The sequence below is a fragment of the Streptomyces sp. GS7 genome (genome assembly GCF_009834125.1).
Lineage (GTDB): Bacteria > Actinomycetota > Actinomycetes > Streptomycetales > Streptomycetaceae > Streptomyces.
The window spans coordinates 87018-105233 of the sequence record NZ_CP047146.1 but is presented as its reverse complement, the minus strand read 5'-3'; the positions used below and the strand labels follow the sequence as shown (position 1 = coordinate 105233).

Below are 18216 nucleotides of genomic sequence, written 5' to 3'. Positions count from 1 at the left end.
TCCACCACGCCGATGCGGCAGTCGACGGGCATGGGGTGCGACGGCTGCGGTGTCCGGCAGGGCGCGCGGAGCGGCGTTTCACGTGAAACACGTGTGCGGGGGCGGCATTTCACGGGAAACGCCGCCCCCGACTCCCCGCCGTGGCGGGCAGCTCAGCGCGCGTCGGCGGGTATCCTTCCGAGCCGTCCGGCCTGGAAGTCCTCGAATGCCTGGGCCAGTTCGGCGTGGGTGTTCATCACGAACGGGCCGTAGTGCATCATCGGCTCGCGGATCGGCAGCCCGCCCAGCAGCACGACCTCGAAGTTAGGGCTGCGCGACTCCTGGTTCTCGTCCGCCCGGATCGTGATCGCGTCACCCGCACCGAAGACGACCGCCTGGCCCATGCGGAACGGGCGGCCCTCCGCACCGGCCGTACCGCGGCCGGCCAGGGAGTAGGCGAGGGCGTTGAAGTCCGTGCGCCAGGGGAGGGTCACCTCGGCGCCCGGGTTCATCGTCACATGCATCATCGTGATCGGTGTGTGGGTCACGCCCGGCCCCCGGTGTCCGTCGAGGTCACCGGCGATCAGCCGCAGCAGCGCCCCGCCGTCGGCGGAGGTCAGCAGCTTCACCTGGCCGCCGCCGATGTCCTGGTAGCGGGGCGCCATCATCTTGTCGCTCTTCGGCAGGTTCACCCACAGCTGGAGGCCGTGGAAGAGGCCGCCGGACATCACCAGCGACTCCGGCGGTGCCTCGATGTGCAGCAGGCCGGAGCCCGCCGTCATCCACTGGGTGTCGCCGTCGTTGATGACACCGCCGCCACCGTGCGAGTCGCGGTGCACGAACGTGCCGTCGATCAGATACGTGACGGTCTCGAAGCCGCGGTGCGGATGCCAGGGGGTGCCCTTGGGCTCTCCGGGCGCGTACTCCACCTCGCCCATCTGATCCATCATGATGAAGGGATCGAGGTGCTTGTAGGCGATGCCCGCGAACGCCCGGCGCACGGGGAAGCCCTCGCCCTCGAATCCGCTCGGAGCGGTGGCGACGGTCAGCACGGGCCGGGTGTGCGCGCCGGCGGGCGCGGCCACCCGCGGCAGGGTCAGCGGGTTCTCTACGGTCACAGCGGGCATGACGGCCTCCTCGGTCGTTCGCGATTCAATAAGTTAGTTGAATCCTGAACAACTCGCAAGGCGTGCGGCATTCCCGGCTGCGTCGCGTCACTGTTTCCGCAGGTCAGACAGGGCGAAGCAAGCTGACGTACAAAGGGTCGGGGTCAGCCGTACATGCGCCGCATGGCGAAGTCGACCATCTGCTCCACGGCCTTGGCGTCGAAGACCATCCGGTGGTCGCCCTCCATGTCGAGGACGAAGCCGTAGCCGGTCGGCAGCAGATCGAGCACCTCGGCACCGGTGATCACGAAGTACTTGGACTCCTTGCCGGCGTACCGCCGCAGCTCTTTGAGCGAGGTGAACATCGGGATCACCGGCTGCTGGGTGTTGTGCAGCGCCAGGAACCCGGGGTTGTCGCCGCGCGGGCAGTAGACCTTGGACGTCGAGAAGATGCCCTGGAAGTCCTCGGCCGACATCGAGCCGGTGGTGAAGGCGCGCACCGCGTCGGCGAGGGAGGGCGGGGACGGCTCGGGATAGAGCGGCTGCTCGCCGTAGCCCCCGGGGGCCGGTTGCTGCGGCGGGGGCGGCGGAGCTCCATACTGCTGCTGCCCGGCACCCGCGTTCTGGTCGTAGCCGTACATGCGCCACAGCGTACTGATTCGAGGAATGCGCGGGGGACGCTCGTCACAGATCGGCCGAGAGGGGTTGCTTCTTATTACCGGTGGGTAGCATCATCGGAGCTACTTGCTGGTATTGCGTATCGAGGTCCCTTCCTCGCATCGAGGTCCTTCCTCGCAAAGAGGCCCTCCCGAACCCTTACGGAGCCGTACCCATGGGGCACTACAAGTCGAATCTCCGCGACATCGAGTTCAACCTCTTCGAGGTGCTCGGCCGTGACAGCGTGTACGGCACCGGACCGTTCGCGGAGATGGACGTCGACACCGCCAAGAGCGTGCTGTCCGAGATCGCCCGGCTGTCGGAGAACGAGCTGGCCGACTCGTACGCGGACGCCGACCGGAATCCCCCGGTCTTCGACCCGGACACCAACACCGCGCCGGTCCCGGACACCTTCAAGAAGAGCTACCAGGCGTACATGGACGCCGAGTGGTGGCGCCTGGGCGTCCCGGAGGAGATCGGCGGCACCACCACGCCGCGCTCGCTGCTGTGGGCCTTCGCCGAGTCCATCCTGGGCTCGAACCCGGCGGTGTGGATGTACGCCTCCGGCCCGGCCTTCGCCGGTGTGCTCTTCGAGGAGGGCACCGAGCAGCAGAAGCACATCGCGAAGCTCGCCACGGAGAAGGGCTGGGGCTCCACGATGGTGCTGACCGAGCCGGACGCCGGCTCGGACGTCGGCGCCGGCCGCACCAAGGCCGTCAAGCAGGAGGACGGCTCGTGGCACATCGAGGGCGTGAAGCGCTTCATCACGTCCGGTGAGCACGACATGGCGGACAACATCCTCCACTACGTCCTCGCCCGGCCGGAGGGCCACGGCCCCGGCACCAAGGGCCTGTCGCTCTTCCTCGTGCCGAAGTACGAGTTCGACTTCGAGACCGGCGAGCTGGGCGAGCGCAACGGCGTCTACGCCACCAACGTCGAGCACAAGATGGGCCTCAAGGCGTCCAACACCTGCGAGATGACCTTCGGCGACCGCCACCCCGCCAAGGGCTGGCTGATCGGCGAGAAGCACGACGGCATCCGCCAGATGTTCCGGATCATCGAGTTCGCCCGGATGATGGTCGGCACGAAGGCCATAGCCACCCTCTCGACCGGCTACCTGAACGCCCTGGAGTACGCCAAGGAGCGCGTGCAGGGCCCGGATCTGGCCGCGTTCACCGACAAGGCCGCGCCGCGCGTCACCATCACCCACCACCCCGACGTGCGCCGCTCGCTGATGACGCAGAAGGCGTACGCCGAGGGCATGCGCGCGCTGGTGCTGTACACCGCCACGGTCCAGGACGAGATCCTCATCAAGGAGGCCGCGGGCGAGGACGCCTCCGCCGAGAACGCGCTGAACGACCTGCTGCTGCCGATCGTCAAGGGCTACGGCTCGGAGAAGTCCTACGAGCAGCTGGCGCAGTCGCTCCAGACCTTCGGCGGCTCCGGCTACCTCCAGGAGTACCCGATCGAGCAGTACATCCGGGACTCCAAGATCGACACCCTCTACGAGGGCACCACCGCCATCCAGGGGCAGGACTTCTTCTTCCGGAAGATCGTCCGCAACCAGGGCGCGGCGCTGACCCAGCTCTCGGAGACGATCAAGAAGTTCCTGGCCGACGCCGAGGGCGGCGCGGAGCTGGAGCAGGCCCGCGGCGAGCTGGCCAAGGCCGCCGCCGACCTGGAGGCGATCGTCGGCGCCATGCTGACGGACCTCGCCGCCACGGAGAAGGACGTCAAGTCCATCTACAAGGTCGGTCTGAACACCACCCGCCTCCTGATGGCCTCCGGTGACGTCGTCATCGGCTACCTGCTCCTCAAGGGCGCCGCGGTGGCGGCCGGGAAGCTGGCCGGTGCGTCCTCGAAGGACAAGCCGTTCTACGAGGGCAAGATCGCCGCCGCGAAGTTCTTCGCGCACACCGTCCTGCCGGGCGTCGCGGTGCAGCGCGGGCTGGCCGAGTCCGTCGACCAGTCGCTGATGGAGCTCGACGAGGCCGCGTTCTGAGCGACGCGGTCAAGTCCCGGCGGTCCGGGGCCTGTTCCCGGACCGTCACGCCGTTCTTAGAGAGCTCTCAGAATCGGCGGCCAGACTGAGTGGTGCCCGCCTCCCTTCCCCCGAGGAGGCGGGCACCGTCGTTTCGGCCCGATGAGGCGGACGAGCCGGCTGGGGCCCGTGCGCCCGACCAGAAGCGGAATCATTCGTTCCAGTGGGGTCAGCGGCCTGGAATGCGGAAATCGTGGCCGGAAGGCAACGGAGTCGCGCCCCCTGGGCACGGGGATTCGCGGACTTCGCTCCTTATGCTGAATCCATGACCAACTCCACCCGCTTCGACCGCGGCCACACCGACGACCTGATGTCCTTCCTCGCCGCCAGCCCGTCGCCGTACCACGCGGTGGCGAACGCGGCGGAGCGGCTGGAGAAGGCCGGCTTCCGGCAGCTGGCGGAGACCGACGAGTGGGGCGGCGAGAGCGGCGGCCGGTATGTGCTGCGCGGCGGCGCCATCATCGCGTGGTACGTCCCCGAGGGCGCGGGCGCCGCGACCCCCTACCGCATCGTCGGAGCGCACACCGACTCGCCCAATCTGCGCGTCAAGCCGATCCCGGACACCGGTTCCCGGGGCTGGCGGCAGATCGCCGTCGAGATCTACGGCGGCACGCTGCTCAACACCTGGCTCGACCGCGACCTGGGGCTCAGCGGCCGGGTGACGCTGCGCGACGGCAGCCACCGGCTGGTCAACGTGGACCGGCCGCTGCTGCGGGTGCCGCAACTCGCCGTCCACCTGGACCGCTCGGTGAACACCGACGGGCTCAAGCTCGACAAGCAGCGCCACATGACGCCGATCTGGGGCCTGGGCGAGGTTGCCGAGGGCGATCTGATCGCGTTCGTGGCGGAGGAGACCGGGGTCCCGGCGGACGACATCAAGGGCTGGGACCTGATGGTGCACAGCGTCGAGCCCCCCGCCTATCTGGGGCGCGACCGTGAGCTGGTCGCCGGGCCGCGGATGGACAACCTGCTGTCCGTGCACGCCGGTACGGCCGCGCTCGCCGCGGCTGCGGCCGCCGGCGGCACGCTGACCGGCATCCCGGTGCTGGCCGCCTTCGACCACGAGGAGAACGGCAGCCAGTCGGACACCGGCGCCGACGGCCCGCTGCTCGGCACGGTGCTGGAACGTTCGGTCTTCGCCCGCGGCGGTTCGTACGAGGACCGGGCGCGGGCCTTCGCCGGCACCGTCTGCCTGTCCTCCGACACCGGTCACGCCGTCCACCCCAACTACAGCGAGCGGCACGACCCCGGGCACCACCCGATGCCCAACGGCGGGCCGATCCTCAAGGTGAACGTCAACCAGCGGTATGCGACGGACGGCAGCGGGCGGGCCGTCTTCGCGGCGGCGTGCGAACGGGCCGGTGTGCCCTGGCAGTCGTTCGTGTCCAACAACGCGATGCCCTGCGGCACCACGATCGGACCGATCACCGCGGCCCGGCACGGCATCGCGACCGTCGACATCGGCGTGGCCATCCTGTCCATGCACTCGGCCCGCGAGCTGTGCGGCGCCCAGGACCCGTATCTGCTGGCGAACGCCCTGACGGCCTTCCTGGAGAGCTGAGTTGGAATTCTCACTGCTCGGCCCGATCGCCGTGACGACCGGCTCAGGAGAGCTGTCGCTCGGGCCCGCCAAACGGCGCAGTGTGCTGGCGCTGCTGCTTCTGCAGCCCAACACCACCGTTCCACTGGAGCAGTTGATCGACTCCCTGTGGGAGGACGAGCCGCCCGAGCACGCCCGCACGGTCGTCCAGGGGCATGTCTCGCGGCTGCGCGCGACACTGGCCGCGGGCGGTGCGGAGACGTACGGCATCGAGCTGGCCACGCACGGCTCCGCCTATCTGCTGCGGCTGCCGGAGCAGCTGATCGACGCGCACCGCTTCAGTGAACTGGTGGCGCTGGCCCGCCCGGAGGCGGCACCTGCCGACGCCGTGCCGCTGCTGCGCGAGGCGCTGGGGCTGTGGCGCGGGCCCGCACTGACCGGCACGGTCACCAGCCCGCCCTTCGCCGCCGCCGCGCATGCGCTGGAGGAGCGCCGGCTGACCGCCGTCGAGGCGCTGGCGCGGGCCCACGGTGCGCTGGGCGAGCACGAACAGGCCGCGGCGATCCTCTACTCCGCGGCCGTCAACCACCCGCTGCGGGAAGGGCTGATCGCGGCGCTGATGCGGGCACTGTTCCGTACGGGGCGGCAGTCGGACGCACTGGAGTGGTTCCACCGCACCCGGCGGCTGCTCAACGAAGAGCTGGGCGTGGACCCCGGCGAGCGGCTGCGCGACGCGTACGAGGAGATTCTCCGCGCGGAGGCGGCGGACGGCGGACGGAAGACGGCGCCCGCGGGCTCGTCGTTTCACGTGAAACACGGGCAGGATGACCCGCGGCCCGGGGACACCGCCGGTGCGTCCCCCGCGGACGCCACGACGACGGGGACGGGCCGCGGGGCCGGTGCGGCACCTCGGCTGCTGCCCCGGCCGCCCGCCCGCTTCCTGGGCCGACAGGACCAACTGGGCGCACTGACTGATGCGTTGACGGACCGTACGACCGGCGAGAGCCCACTCGCGGTGGTCGCGGGACCGGCAGGCGTCGGCAAGACCGCATGCGCCGTGCAGTGGGCGCATCTGCACGCCGGAGCCTTCCCCGACGGGCAGCTCTTCGCCGATCTGCGCGGTTTCGGCGAGGGCGACGAGGCGGCACCGGCCGAGATCCTGCGCGACTTCCTGCTGGCGCTCGGCACACCGCCCGAGCGGGTGCCCGGCTCCGCGCAGGCCGCCTCGGCGCTGTTCCGCTCACTGGTCGCCGACCGCCGGCTGCTGGTCGTCCTCGACAACGCGCGGAGTTCGGCGCAGGTACGCCCGCTGCTGCCCGGCGGCCCGCACTGCGCCACGGTCGTCACCAGCCGCAGCCGACTCGACGGGCTGGTCGCCACGGACTGCGCCCGGCCGGTGAGCGTCCAGGTGCTCGGCCACGAGGAGGGCGCGGCACTGCTCGGCGCGATGCTCGGGCCGGAGCGGGTCGCGGAAGACCCGGCCGCCGCCGAGGAGTTGGTGGCGCTGTGCGACGGGCTGCCGCTGGCGCTGCGGGCCGCCGCCGCCCAGCTGACCGCCCGGCCGCGCTGGAAGCTGGCCCGGCTGGCCGCGGCGCTGCGCGACGAGCGGCGGCGGCTGGCGCTGCTGTCGGCGGAGGACACCGGGATCGCGGCGGCGCTGCGGATGTCGGTCGCCCGGCTGTCGGCGGATGACGCCCGGCTGCTGAGCGCGCTGGCGACCAGCGCCGACGGCCATCTCAACGCGTCGGTGGCGGCGGCGCTCGCCGGGTACGACCCCGAGCGCACCCAGGACGGCCTGGAGCGGCTCGCCGAGATGCATCTGGTGGACGAAGAGGCGACCGATGTCTACACGATCAGTACGCTGACGCAGCTGTTCGCGCGCGACGAGCGCGGTGAGGAGAGCGATGGGGAGAGCGGGCGGGGCAAGGGCCCCGGTGGCGGCAACGGCTGAGCACCGCGGCAGCGGACGGCGGCCGTTAGGCAAGCGTTAGCGGCACGCCAGCGGCGGGCGGCAGTCTTGTGGACGGACCGCAGGACAAGCAGGCCCGGCCGGATCGCATCCGGCCGCACCGCAGAGCGCACCGCACGGCGCGCTGCCCATCGGGGGGAGACCGACATGCCGCAGACCGACGCCCACACCCGCACCACCCGTACGCCCCGCACCGCCCGCCGCCGTACGCTGCGGATCGCGGCGGCCGGACTGACCGCCGTCGCCGCGCTCACCCTCACCGCCTGCGGCGGCCAGGACGACCCGCTGAAGACCGCCGCCGCCAAGCCGTTCAACCCCGCGCCTCAGGACGCCCAGGACCCGGCGGCCAACGGTACGAAGGGCACGCAGGGCACGAAGGGCACTGAGGACTCCAACGCCTCGGTGAGCGGCGGCGGGAGCGCCTCGGCGGGGCAGGCGTCCGGTGGCCGCGGCGGCAACGCGACCGTGACGGACGGCTCGGCCGGCGGCGCCAAGCAGCGCGGCTCGCATGCGCCGGGCGGGTCCACCGCCGGCCGGGGCCACGGTGCGGGCGCCGGGCACACCGCCTGCGACGCCGCCCGGATCCGCATCGTGGCGAAGCCGCTGACCCGGCCGGTCAACCATCTCCTGCTGGAGGCCACCAACACCTCCGGTACCACCTGCGACCTCTACGCCGCCCCGTTCCTGCAGTTCGACGACGCGCAGGCGCCGGTCCCGGACCTGCCGGAGAGCAAGCCGCAGGCCGTGGTCACCCTCGCGCCGGGCAAGTCCGGCTATGCCGGGGTGATGACGTCCGGTGCCGACGGCGGCGCGCACGGCCGCACGGTCACCTCGCTGTCCGTCTGGGTCGCGGGCCGTGACGGCAAGGGCAGCGTCGGCGGTGCGGCGAAGGTGGCGCTGCCGGGCGGCTCGGCGTACATCGACGACAGTGCCCGGGTGTCGTACTGGCAGGCGGACCCGAGCGACGCGGCCTCCTGGTAGACCGGCCCGCCTCCTGGCAGGCCATCCGTCGCTCCCTTGAGCGGGGCGCCCGCGACTCCCCCTGCGGGCGCCCCTTCGTCTGCCGCCGCACCGCGGGCCGACCGGGCGACTCCCGGACGGTTTCCGTGCGGCTTACAGAGGCTGCGGCTGTCCCGTCATGTCCCACGGCGCCCGCCCGGTGTCCCGCGATGGAGTCCCGCCCGCCGCGTCCTTGCAGCTCACAGCGGTGCGCGGCGGGCGGTACGTCCCATGGAACGCGGAACGGCGGACCGTGCCGCGCGCCGGCACCACCATGGTCTCCGTCGCGCAACCGGCCATCCGGGCCGGACCGATTCGGAGGGGAACCGGCATGGACGAGCACGGCACCACGTATCCGGGGGACGGCACAACCCCCGCGGACGGCAGGGCATCCGCGATCCGCCGGACCGTGGTGCGCAGGGTGCTGCCCGCGGTCGCCGCGGCCGGGATCGGCGTCGCCGGGATCGCGGGGGTGGCGCACGGCAGCGAGACCGCGGCCCCGGGAACCGCCGCCGCCGGCTTCCCGACCTGGGGCACCCGCTGGGTCGTGCACGCCACGGCCGACACCGCTTCCCCCGCGGTCGGAATGATCAACAAGACCGCGGCCGGCCAGGACCGGATCACCGCCGACTACCAGGTCGACACCGGGCACCGGGTGTGCGAGGGCAGCGCCTGCTCGACGTACATGGCGCATCTGACCGGGCCGGTCGGCGGGTTCCTCAGCGTCGTCGCGGTGGCCGTCCCTCAGGACCGGCTGCCGGGCATACCGGTCCACGGCGCGCCGCCGCACCCCGGCCGCGGCCGCCAGGAGATGCTGGCGCGCGCCGCCACCTGGCTGACCGCCGACCACGGCGCCCAGGTCCCGTACAGCCAGGTCAGGGTCTGGAAGGACGGCTACCGCCAGGACTGCTCGGGCTATGCGTCGATGGCCCTCGGGCTGCCGACGCCGGGCACCAACACCGTGGGGCTGGCCACCGACCGCGGCCTCACCCGGCCGATATCGCTCGGCGAACTGCAGCCCGGCGACCTGCTCATCGACGCGATCGGCGACCACAACCACCGGCATGTCGTGATCTTCGAGAAGTGGAACAACGCCGCGCACTCCTCGTACACCGCGTTCGAGCAGCGCGGTGGCCATGGCACCGACCACCGGAGCCTGACCTACGGACTGCCGGGCGGCGACGCCCGGTTCAGGCCCTACCGTCCCGTGGAGTTCGGCGACTGACCCGAATCGGGGGCGCGTTTCGGGATGGATCCGGGGCGCGGAGTCTGTTGCAACTTCACAGGGCGATCCGGGTTCGTTCCGGATCGCGTAACGAGGGGCACTTCCGTCACAGGGGAGCGGAAGTGCCCCTCGCGCGCGCATGTCCGCTGTGCTGGAATGCGAGACGTGCCTGGCCATGAGAACGACGCCGCAAATGTCCGCCGCAAGCCACTGGCCCCGCTTCCCGCCGAACTCTCCGGACCCGTACGGGACTTCGCCGCCGCCCTGCGCCGGATGCACGGCGAACTGGGCTACAGCCTTCAGGAGTTGTCGGGACGGCTGCCCGCCAGCCGGTCGTCCCTCTCGCGCTATCTGCGCGGCCAGAGCCTGCCCGACGAGCGGCTGCTGGTGCAGTGGTGCAAGCTCTCGTTCACCGGTGAGGACCGGATGCCCGCGCTCGTGGAGCTGCTGCACCGCGCCCAGGAGGCGGCGGACGCCCCGCCGGTGCCCGCCCCGCAACCCGGCGACGAGGCCGTGCCGGGTTCCGGCGAGCGGACGGGACCGGAAGACCCGGAAGACACAGCACCGGCCCGGAGCCGGCTGCGGTTGCTGCTCGCCGGGTTCTGCACCGCCGCCGTACTGGCCGGCGCCGCGTTCGCCGTCCTCGCGCTGACCGGCCCGGACAGCGGGGGTCCGGCGGAGGGCGGCGGCCGGGCGCCGGCCCCCGCGAGCACGTCGACCGGCGCCGGATCCGCCCTGATCACCGTCCACAACGTCGAACGGGCCTGCCAGCACAGCCGCAGCGACTACTGCGGACTCGGGCTGGCCCGCGATCCGTACGCACCGTATCTGCGGCCCAACATCGTGGGCCATGTCTGGCACGGCGATGCGCTGCACGCGGTCTGCGAGATCGCCGACGGTGTCTCCGTCACCGACGAGATGGGCGGGCACAGCAGTATCTGGTTCCGGGTCGTTCACGGGGGCGGGCAGGTCTGGGCGCCGGGCATCCGGATCCGTCCGGAGCAGCTGGCGAACGCCGAACTACCGCGCTGCCGCGACGGATCGTGAACGTCCGGCCGTACCCCGGCCACCGCGTACGGATGCCGGCCCGGAACGCACCCGCGCTGTTCATGTGAGCCCCGGTGACTATCGTGGCGACGCCATGGCAGCCGGAGACACCTGACCGCAGCGACTCCCAGGGGGAACCACTCATGACCGCACGCCGCACCCGCCGCCGCTCCGCCGCCTACGCCGCGCTGGCCCTCGGACTCGCCGGCTCACTCGCCCTGACCGGCTGCAAGAGCTCGAAAACCCACCGGAGTTCGTCCACGGCCTCCCGGAGCACGCACCACGTCATCGGCGGTGCGGGCACCGCGAGCCGTCGCAACGGCCGTACGACGTACTGCTCCCTCTCCACGTCCCGGCTCCAGTTCGGCCAGCAGACGGGTCCCAAGGGATACGTCACCGTGCGGTACCGGAACTCCTCCAGCACGCTGAGCTGCACGCTGTACGGCGCGCCACTGCTGTCCTTCAACCAGGCGAAGACCCCGCTGCCGCCGGTGAAGGCGGGATCGAACCACCAGGTCACCCTCCGCCCCCGCGACACCGCCTACGCGGTCGTCCCGACCAACACCCCCGCCGCGCTGGGCACCCGGCAGGAGAACGTGGCCATCCGGTTCGCACGGTCCACCGGGTCGCCGGTGACGTTCGACTTCACCGAGAAGCGCGACGTCATCTCCGTCGGCCAGAGCAGGGTCAGCGACTGGAACAGCAGCCTGGCCGGGGCCAGGCTGGAAGCCGGCGTCGGCGACTGACCGCGCACGGGCGGCCCCGGCCACCGGGGCCGGGACCACGCGGTTTTCCGGGCTACTCGGCGTCCAGCCCCGCCAGGACGAGCCCCAGCCGGGCCACGCCGCCGTCGGTGACCCGGACCGGAACGCCCCAGTCCTGCTGGTGCACATGGCAGGCCGGGTACTCGACGTCCGGGGCGTCGTCGCAGGACGCGGCCATCGCCGAGACATGCAGCACGCCCTCGGTGACACCGTCCGCCAGCACCAGGTCCCGGGCGAGATCGGTGCCCGCACCGGCACCGTCGGCGAGCAGCTCCGGCGGCGTCGCACTGACGAGCAGCCGCGTCGAGGGGCCGTAGCGGGTGTCGAGCTTCTGGCCGGCCGGGGCCTGGAAGACCACGTCCAGGCGGAGGCTGCCCGGGGCGACGTCGGTGGCCGCGCGCCGGGTGCGGTGGGCCACCGCCTCGACGCGTACCGCCTCTTCGGGCAGCCGCAGGCGGGTCAGCCGGTGCCGCGCGGACTCCACGACCACGATGTCGTCGTCGGCGAGCACCGCCGCGGACGGTTCCCGCAGATCGGTCGCGAGCGTCGTCACCTCGCCGCTCGCGGGGTCGAAGCGGCGCAGTGCGTGGTTGTAGGTGTCCGCGACGGCGACCGAGCCGTCGGGCAGCGCGGTGACGCCCAGCGGGTGCTGGAACAGGGCCTGCGCGGCGGCGCCGTCGCGGTGCCCGAAGTCGAAGAGCCCGGTGCCGACGGCCGTGTGGACCACATGGCCGTCGCCGTCCGCCGCCCGCTCGATCCAGCGCACCGCGCTGGTCTCCGAGTCGGCGATCCACAGCCGGTCGCCGCCCGCCGCGAGCCCGGAGGGCTGGGCGAACCACGCCTGTTCGGCGGGCCCGTCCACCAGCCCCTCGTTGGTGGTGCCGGCCGCGACGGCGACCGTGCCGTCCGCCGGGTCGTACGTCCACAGCTGGTGCACGCCGGCCATCGCGATCCACAGCCGGTCCTGCCACCAGGCGAGGTCCCACGGCGAGGAGAGGTCCACCTCGCGGGCCGGCCCGGAGGACGGCGAACCCTGCCACCACTGCCTGCCGGTGCCGGCCACCGTCTCCAGCGCACCGCTGCGGGGGTCGAAGACCCGGATGGCGTGGTTGACGGTGTCCGCGACGGCGACCGTGCCGTCGGGCAGCAGCGCCAGGCCCTGCGGCTCGTTGAAGGAGTCCGGGCCCAGCCCGCGCTCGCCGGTCCCGATCCGGCGCAGCACCTGCTCGCCGTCGGCCGCCAGCTCCACCAGCTGATGCCGGGTGGTGTCGGAGACGAGGAAGGTGCCGCCGGGCAGCCGTACCGCCTTGCCGGGGAACCGCAGGTCGGTGGCGACCGGCTCCGGCGGTACGTACGGGCCGTCGCCGCGCCGGAGGGTGCCCTTGGCGCCGTGTTCGGCGACCAGCTCCTCGACGAGCTTCTCGATGGCGTGCGCATGGCCCTCACCCGCGTGCTGGGCGACCACATAGCCCTCGGGATCGATCACCACGAGCGTCGGCCAGGCCCGCACCGCGTACTGCTTCCAGGTCGCCAGCTCGGGGTCGTCGAGGACCGGGTGCTCGACGCCGTACCGCTCGACGGCGTCCACGACCGCCTGGTGCTCGGCCTCGTGCACGAACTTCGGGGAGTGCACGCCGATGATCACGACCGAGTCGCGGTGCCGCTCCTCCAGCTCCCGCAGCTCGTCCAGGACATGCAGGCAGTTCACACAGCAGAAGGTCCAGAAGTCGAGGATGACAATGCGTCCTCGCAGGTCGGAGAGGGTGAGATCTTTTCCGCCGGTGTTGAGCCAACCGCCCTTGCCGATCAGCTCGGGGGCCCGGACGCGCGCACGTGAAGCCATGTGGACATTCAACGTCACCCCGGTGCGTCCGCATTCCGCAGGGGCCGTGGGGAACACCTCACCCATGCCGCGATCCCACGGGGACCACTCCCCGCGCTCCCGCAAGTACGTCGTGCACGACCGGATCTTCGGCATCGGTGAGGACTGTCGCCGCTGCGCCACCACTACCGCGTGGAGCCGGTCGACGGGACCGAGCCGGACGTCGGCGGCAAGATCCTGGACCGGGAGTCCGCGGTCGAGTGCGACGGCGAGCTGCTCGCCGAGATCTCCCGGCGCCGGCTCACCGTACGCGACACCTATGCGGTCGACGCCGTACGGGAGGACGCCGATCCGCCGCTGCTGATCGCCATCGCGGTGTGCGTGATCCGGATGACCGAGCGGGAGCGCGGGGACGGCTGAGGGCTCGGGGCGGGCACGGCCAAGCCTCCCGCCCGCGAAGGGAATTGACCGATTTAGCCCGTTACGCACCGTTCGGGGGCGGCGAACCGCGCACAGTACCACCGCCAAAGCTTTCGAACGGCTCCGCCGTCAAACATCCACCTACGATGGTGACCCGAAAGCACTGCCGGGGTGCCCGTGCGCAAAGTAACTTAACTGCACAGACAGCAGCCCGCGTACGAACCGTCCGAGGGGTCCCGTGACCGTCCATCCCAGCCTTCAGTCCTCCATCGATGCCTGGACGCATTCCATAGAAGCGATAACCGAGCTGGTGACGCCGCTCGTCGAGGGTGAGTGGAGCAGGGCGACAGACCTCCCAGGATGGTCCGTACGCGACGTCGTCTCCCACGTCATCGGTCTGGAATGCGAGATGCTGGGCGACCCGCGGCCGATCCACACCCTGCCGCGCGACCTCTACCACGTACGGAGCGAGTCGGCCCGCCGCATGGAGGTCCAGGTCGACGTCCGCCGGCACCACACCGCACCGGAAATGCTCAGCGAGCTCGAATACACCGTCATCCGGCGGTCCCGGCAGCTGCGCAACGAGTCCCGCCAGCCGGACGCCGTGGTGCGCAGCCCGCTCGGCGAGGAGCGGACGCTGGAATTCGTACTGGAGCAGCGGGCGTTCGACGTCTGGGTGCACGAGCAGGATCTGCGCCGGGCGCTCGGCAAGCCCGGCAATCCCGACTCCCCCGGCGCGCATGTGGCCCGCGATCTGCTGGTGCGGGTGCTGCCCGGCATCGTCGCGAAGAGGGCGCAGGCGCCCGCCGATTCGGCCGTCGTCTTCGACATCACCGGCCCGGTGGAGTTCATGCGCACGGTGCGGGTCGGCGCCGACGGCAAGGCGACGATCGACGGCAGCGTCTCGCTCGGCCCGACGGTGACACTGGCCATGGACTGGGATGCCTTCCACCGGCTGGCCTGCGGCCGGGTCCGCCCGGCGGCCATCGCCGGGCAGATCAAGATCGACGGGGACCACGAGCTGGCCCAGGCCATCCTCGACCACTTCGCGGTGACGCCGTAGCGGGCTCCCCGGCAGCGCGCCCCGGCGGGAACGGGTCATCCTGACGGGGCGTCCCCCTGGGCGCAACATCGCGGAACTGCACGATCACACAACGCGGAACCACGACAACGCAGAACGCAAAGACGCGGCAACACGGAAGCGCGCAGGCGCAGCCCCGCTGCGCCCAGGCCGCTGCCTGTCGACCGGACAGCACGCGGGGAGTTGGCCGTTTCACGTGAAACGGCCTGCCGGTTTCACGTGAAACCGGAGCCGCTCCCGACTCGATCCGCCAACTCCCGGGCGTTTTGCGGGAGATGGATCATTCCCGGACGGCACTCCTGGGCACTTCGACCCACGGCACCGGCCCCCCTCACGCCGGGACGTGCACCGCCTCCACCCTGCTGACGACCAGCCGCTCCCGCTCGCGCCGTGCCGCGCGCCGGCGCAACCGCAGGATCTGCGAGAGGCCGATGGCCTCCAGGACGAAGACCGAGGAGAAGGCGATCCGGTAGTTCTCGCCCGTGGCGTCCAGGAGGACGCCGATGGCCAGCAGGGTCGTCATCGAGGCGGTGAAGCCGCCCATGTTGACGATGCCGGATGCGGTGCCCTGGCGCTCCGGCGGGTTGGCGGGCCGGGCGAAGTCGAAGCCGATCATCGAGGCGGGACCGCAGGCACCCAGCACCACACAGAGCATGACCAGCAGCCACATCGGGGCGTGCGCGGCCGGCCAGCACACGGTGAGGGCCCACAGCAGGGCGGTGGCGGCGACGGTGCTCAGGGCCAGCGGCGTGCGGGCCGCGTGGTGGCGGGCGATGACCTGCCCGTAGACCAGGCCCACGCCCATGTTGGAGAGCACCACGAGCGTGAGCAGTTCACCGGCGGTGCCGCGGGAGAGGCCCTGCGCCTGGACGAGGAACGGGAGTCCCCACAGCAGCAGGAAGACCATCGCCGGGAACTGGGTGGTGAAGTGCACCCACATCCCCAGCCGGGTGCCCGGCTCGCGCCAGGCGTCCGCGATCTGCCGGCGGACGAACGCGGCTCCGCTGTGCTCGGCGGCAGCGGGCGGCGGCGCGAAGCCCTCGGGGTGGTCCTTGAGGAAGAGCAGCAGCAGGACCAGTACGGCGACCCCGCCCAGCGCGCTGCCAGCGAAGGTCGTCGTCCAGCCGAAGGTGTGCAGCAGCCGGGCCAGGACGAGGGTGGAGATCAGGTTGCCCGCCATGCCGACGAGCGCGGCGATCTGCGCGATCATCGGGCCGCGGCGGGCCGGGAACCACCGGGAGCCCAGTCGCAGCACGCTGATGAAGGTCATCGCGTCCCCGCAGCCGAGCAGCGCGCGCGAGCCGAGCGCCATGGTGTACGTCGCGGAGAGCGCGAAGCCGAACTGCCCGACGGTGTAGAGGACAACGCCGAGGGTCAGCACCTTTTTGGCGCCGAGCCGGTCGACCAGCAGGCCGACGGGTATCTGCATGCCCGCGTACACCAGCAGCTGGAGGATCGAGAAGGTGGACAGCGCCGAGGCGTTGATGTGGAAGCGCACGGCGGCGTCCAGGCCGGCCACGCCCAGGCTCGTGCGGTAGGTGATCGCGACGAAGTAGACCGCGACGCCGATGCCCCAGACGGCCATCGCCCTGCGGCCGCCGGGCGGGTCCGAGGGCAGCAGCCGGGCGGCGCCCCCACCTATGCCACCGCCGGCGGTGGTGTCGGTGCCGCCGCTCATCGCTCGTCCCCCTGCGCGAGGTTGCGGACCCAGCTGACGTGCCGCTGTACGGCGTCGGCGGCCGCGTCGGAGTCGCCCGCGCGCAGCGCTTCGAGGATTTCCGTGTGCTCGGCGATGTTCTTGGCGATCCGGTCGGGGTGGGCGTGCATGACCGCGACGCCCATCCGCAGCTGCCGGTCGCGCAGTTGCTCGTAGAGCCGGTCCAGGATCTGGTTGCCGGCGCTGCGCACGATGGCGGCGTGGAAGGCGCGGTCGGTGACGGAGACGGCGGCCAGATCGCCGGCCGCGGCCTGTTCCCGCATCGTCTCCACCAGCGCGCCGAGTTCCTCGATCAGCGACTGGCTCGCGGGTACCGCCTTGGCCGCCGCGTGCTTCTCGACAAGCAGCCGGGTCTCGACGACGTCGGCGATCTCCTGCGCGGAGACCGGCAGGACCAGGGCGCCCTTCTTGGGGTAGAGCTTGATCAGCCCCTCGGCCTCCAGCCGCAGCAGCGCCTCGCGCACCGGGGTGCGCGACACCCCCACGGCGTCGGCGAGCTCCCCTTCGGTGAGCAGCATTCCGCCCTCGTAGCGGCGCTCCAGAACTGCGTCCTTGATGTGTGCGTAGACCCGCTCGGCGGCGGGGGGCTGTTTGGCGGGAACGGGACCGGTCTCCCTTGTGGGGGCGGTGGGCGTGGACGCTGATGGCATGCGCACAGGATAGATACAACAGGTATGCGACCGTCACCCCATTCCGGGATGCGGACGATCAACGGGGTGTTTGTCCTGGTAGAGGCGTTATGGGCGGGCGGCCGGGGCCCGCGCACGGTCACCGGCCGCCCCTGCCTCAGTCGCGCATCAGCCCCTGGGCGATCAACCGCTCGACCACCTGCCCATGGGCGGGCGCGCATCGCGTCCGCGCTCCCTCACGGTCGAACCAGGCGTACTCGGCGATCTCCCGGCCGGGGACCGGAGCGATGTCCTGGGGCCCACCGGTGAAGCAGGTCATGTGCAGCCGCCGGCCGTTCTTGCCATGCGCAACGGCGTGGATGACGAACGCCTCGGTCAGCTCCGCCACGGGAACGTGCAGGCCGAGCTCCTCGGACAGCTCCCGGGACAGCGCCTCGCGGGCCGTCTCACCCGGCTCGTACTTGCCGCCCGGGAGGTAGAAGGTGTCGTTCCCCCGCGTCCGGACGCTCAGCAGCCGCCCGTCGCGGACGTGCAGCCAGGACACCGACCTCAGCGGCGCCTGGCGCTCCAGGGCGATCAGCGGATGGCCGGTCTGCTCGTCGGTCCGCCGCCCGCGCTCCGTGAAGCCCAGGTGCGCGGAGAAGCGGCGGGCGCGGGCGTTCTCCTCGAAGACCTCCAGGGACAGCGCGCCGTACCGCGCCGCCGCGTGCTCCAGCAGCTCCCGCCCGGTGCCGCCGCCCTGTGCCTCGGGCGCCACGAACAGCCCGCCGACCTTGGCGCCCGCGTCGTCGCCGGTCCCGCCGCCCAGCAGACCGAGCAGCCCGATGACGGTGCCGTCGCGCTCGGCGACCCAGTTCTCGGCCTCAGCGAGATACACCTCACGGAGGAGGCGGGCCCGCTCGCCCCCGCCCTCCCCCTCGATGAACGGATGCGCCTGCCGTGCGGCGCGGGACCACAGGTCGGTCACCGCGTCCTGATCGGCGGGCCGATAGCGCCGGATGATCGTTTGACTGCTCACCCCGCCGACCGTAGGCAGCCCGGCCGGCGGCGGCAAACCCTTTCCGGCCGGGGCCACGCCCCCGGCCGAAGGGGGACTCCAGGGGGACCACCGGTCCGACTCAAGACTGACGAGAGTCCATACCTGGCGCGTACGGACGGGCCGGAATCCCATGGGTGAATGGAGGCATGGAGTCGATGAGGCTCCGCAGGACAAGGGGAGT

The 18216-nt window shown here is 71.8% G+C and carries 14 protein-coding genes and 1 pseudogene; 9 read left to right on the top strand and 6 right to left on the bottom strand.

Translation table 11 applies throughout. The features are described from left to right. Positions 1-152 precede the first annotated feature (152 nt). Together GR130_RS00465 and GR130_RS00460 are read right to left on the bottom strand one after the other, a co-directional pair. Complete coding sequence (locus GR130_RS00465) at positions 153-1106, bottom strand: pirin family protein (RefSeq protein WP_159502880.1); 954 nt, start codon at positions 1104-1106, stop codon at positions 153-155. Between the two features lie 143 nt (positions 1107-1249). Then, positions 1250-1726, bottom strand: a complete 477-nt coding sequence (locus GR130_RS00460) for an SseB family protein (RefSeq protein ID WP_043265151.1) — start codon at positions 1724-1726, stop codon at positions 1250-1252. Positions 1727-1917: 191 nt separating this feature from the next. Here GR130_RS00460 and GR130_RS00455 point away from each other — a divergent pair, with 191 nt between their 5' ends. The 7 genes from GR130_RS00455 (at position 1918) to GR130_RS00425 (ending at position 11309) form a co-directional block, all read left to right on the top strand. Beyond that, the gene (locus GR130_RS00455) at positions 1918-3744 is read left to right on the top strand and encodes an acyl-CoA dehydrogenase (RefSeq protein ID WP_159502879.1); all 1827 of its coding nucleotides are present in this window, start codon (positions 1918-1920) and stop codon (positions 3742-3744) included. Positions 3745-4048: 304 nt separating this feature from the next. Further along, positions 4049-5344: a M18 family aminopeptidase gene (locus tag GR130_RS00450; protein ID WP_159502878.1), complete on the top strand. Its 1296-nt coding sequence runs from the start codon at positions 4049-4051 to the stop codon at positions 5342-5344. A gap of 1 nt (position 5345) precedes the next feature. Beyond that, positions 5346-7274 (top strand): AfsR/SARP family transcriptional regulator, encoded by a 1929-nt coding sequence (locus tag GR130_RS00445; protein WP_159502877.1) that lies wholly within the window; start codon positions 5346-5348, stop codon positions 7272-7274. 165 nt (positions 7275-7439) lie between these two features. Next, positions 7440-8273 carry a DUF4232 domain-containing protein gene (locus GR130_RS00440; protein WP_159502876.1) on the top strand — a complete coding sequence of 278 codons (834 nt, stop codon included), beginning with the start codon at positions 7440-7442 and terminating at the stop codon, positions 8271-8273. Between the two features lie 349 nt (positions 8274-8622). Continuing rightward, a complete protein-coding gene (locus tag GR130_RS00435) occupies positions 8623-9516 on the top strand; it encodes a hypothetical protein (protein WP_159502875.1) in 894 nt (297 codons plus the stop codon). Positions 9517-9672: 156 nt separating this feature from the next. Next, a complete protein-coding gene (locus GR130_RS00430) occupies positions 9673-10563 on the top strand; it encodes a helix-turn-helix domain-containing protein (protein WP_201304766.1) in 891 nt (296 codons plus the stop codon). A gap of 143 nt (positions 10564-10706) precedes the next feature. Continuing rightward, on the top strand, positions 10707-11309 hold the full coding sequence (locus GR130_RS00425) for a DUF4232 domain-containing protein (protein ID WP_159502873.1): 603 nt from the start codon (positions 10707-10709) through the stop codon (positions 11307-11309). A gap of 52 nt (positions 11310-11361) precedes the next feature. Here GR130_RS00425 and GR130_RS00420 read toward each other — a convergent pair whose 3' ends face one another. Further along, entirely contained in the window at positions 11362-13170 is a 1809-nt protein-coding gene (locus GR130_RS00420; protein WP_159502872.1) for an NHL domain-containing thioredoxin family protein, read from the bottom strand. 144 nt (positions 13171-13314) lie between these two features. On the opposite strand from GR130_RS00420, the pseudogene GR130_RS00415 reads away from it, so the two are divergent. Further along, positions 13315-13569: pseudogene (locus GR130_RS00415) on the top strand (hypothetical protein); the annotation flags it as partial. Between the two features lie 238 nt (positions 13570-13807). Continuing rightward, positions 13808-14632, top strand: a complete 825-nt coding sequence (locus tag GR130_RS00410; RefSeq protein WP_159502871.1) for a maleylpyruvate isomerase family mycothiol-dependent enzyme — start codon at positions 13808-13810, stop codon at positions 14630-14632. A 349-nt stretch (positions 14633-14981) separates the two neighbouring features. On the opposite strand, the gene GR130_RS00405 is transcribed toward GR130_RS00410, so the two are convergent. The 3 genes from GR130_RS00405 to GR130_RS41500 all read right to left on the bottom strand — a co-directional run bounded on the left by GR130_RS00405 (position 14982) and on the right by GR130_RS41500 (position 18014). Next, on the bottom strand, positions 14982-16328 hold the full coding sequence (locus tag GR130_RS00405; RefSeq protein ID WP_201304765.1) for an MFS transporter: 1347 nt from the start codon (positions 16326-16328) through the stop codon (positions 14982-14984). After that, positions 16325-17017, bottom strand: a complete 693-nt coding sequence (locus GR130_RS00400; RefSeq protein ID WP_159502870.1) for a GntR family transcriptional regulator — start codon at positions 17015-17017, stop codon at positions 16325-16327. Before GR130_RS00400 ends, GR130_RS00405 begins: the two co-directional genes overlap by 4 nt. A gap of 136 nt (positions 17018-17153) precedes the next feature. Beyond that, positions 17154-18014, bottom strand: a complete 861-nt coding sequence (locus GR130_RS41500; protein WP_159502869.1) for a GNAT family N-acetyltransferase — start codon at positions 18012-18014, stop codon at positions 17154-17156. Positions 18015-18216 lie beyond the last annotated feature (202 nt).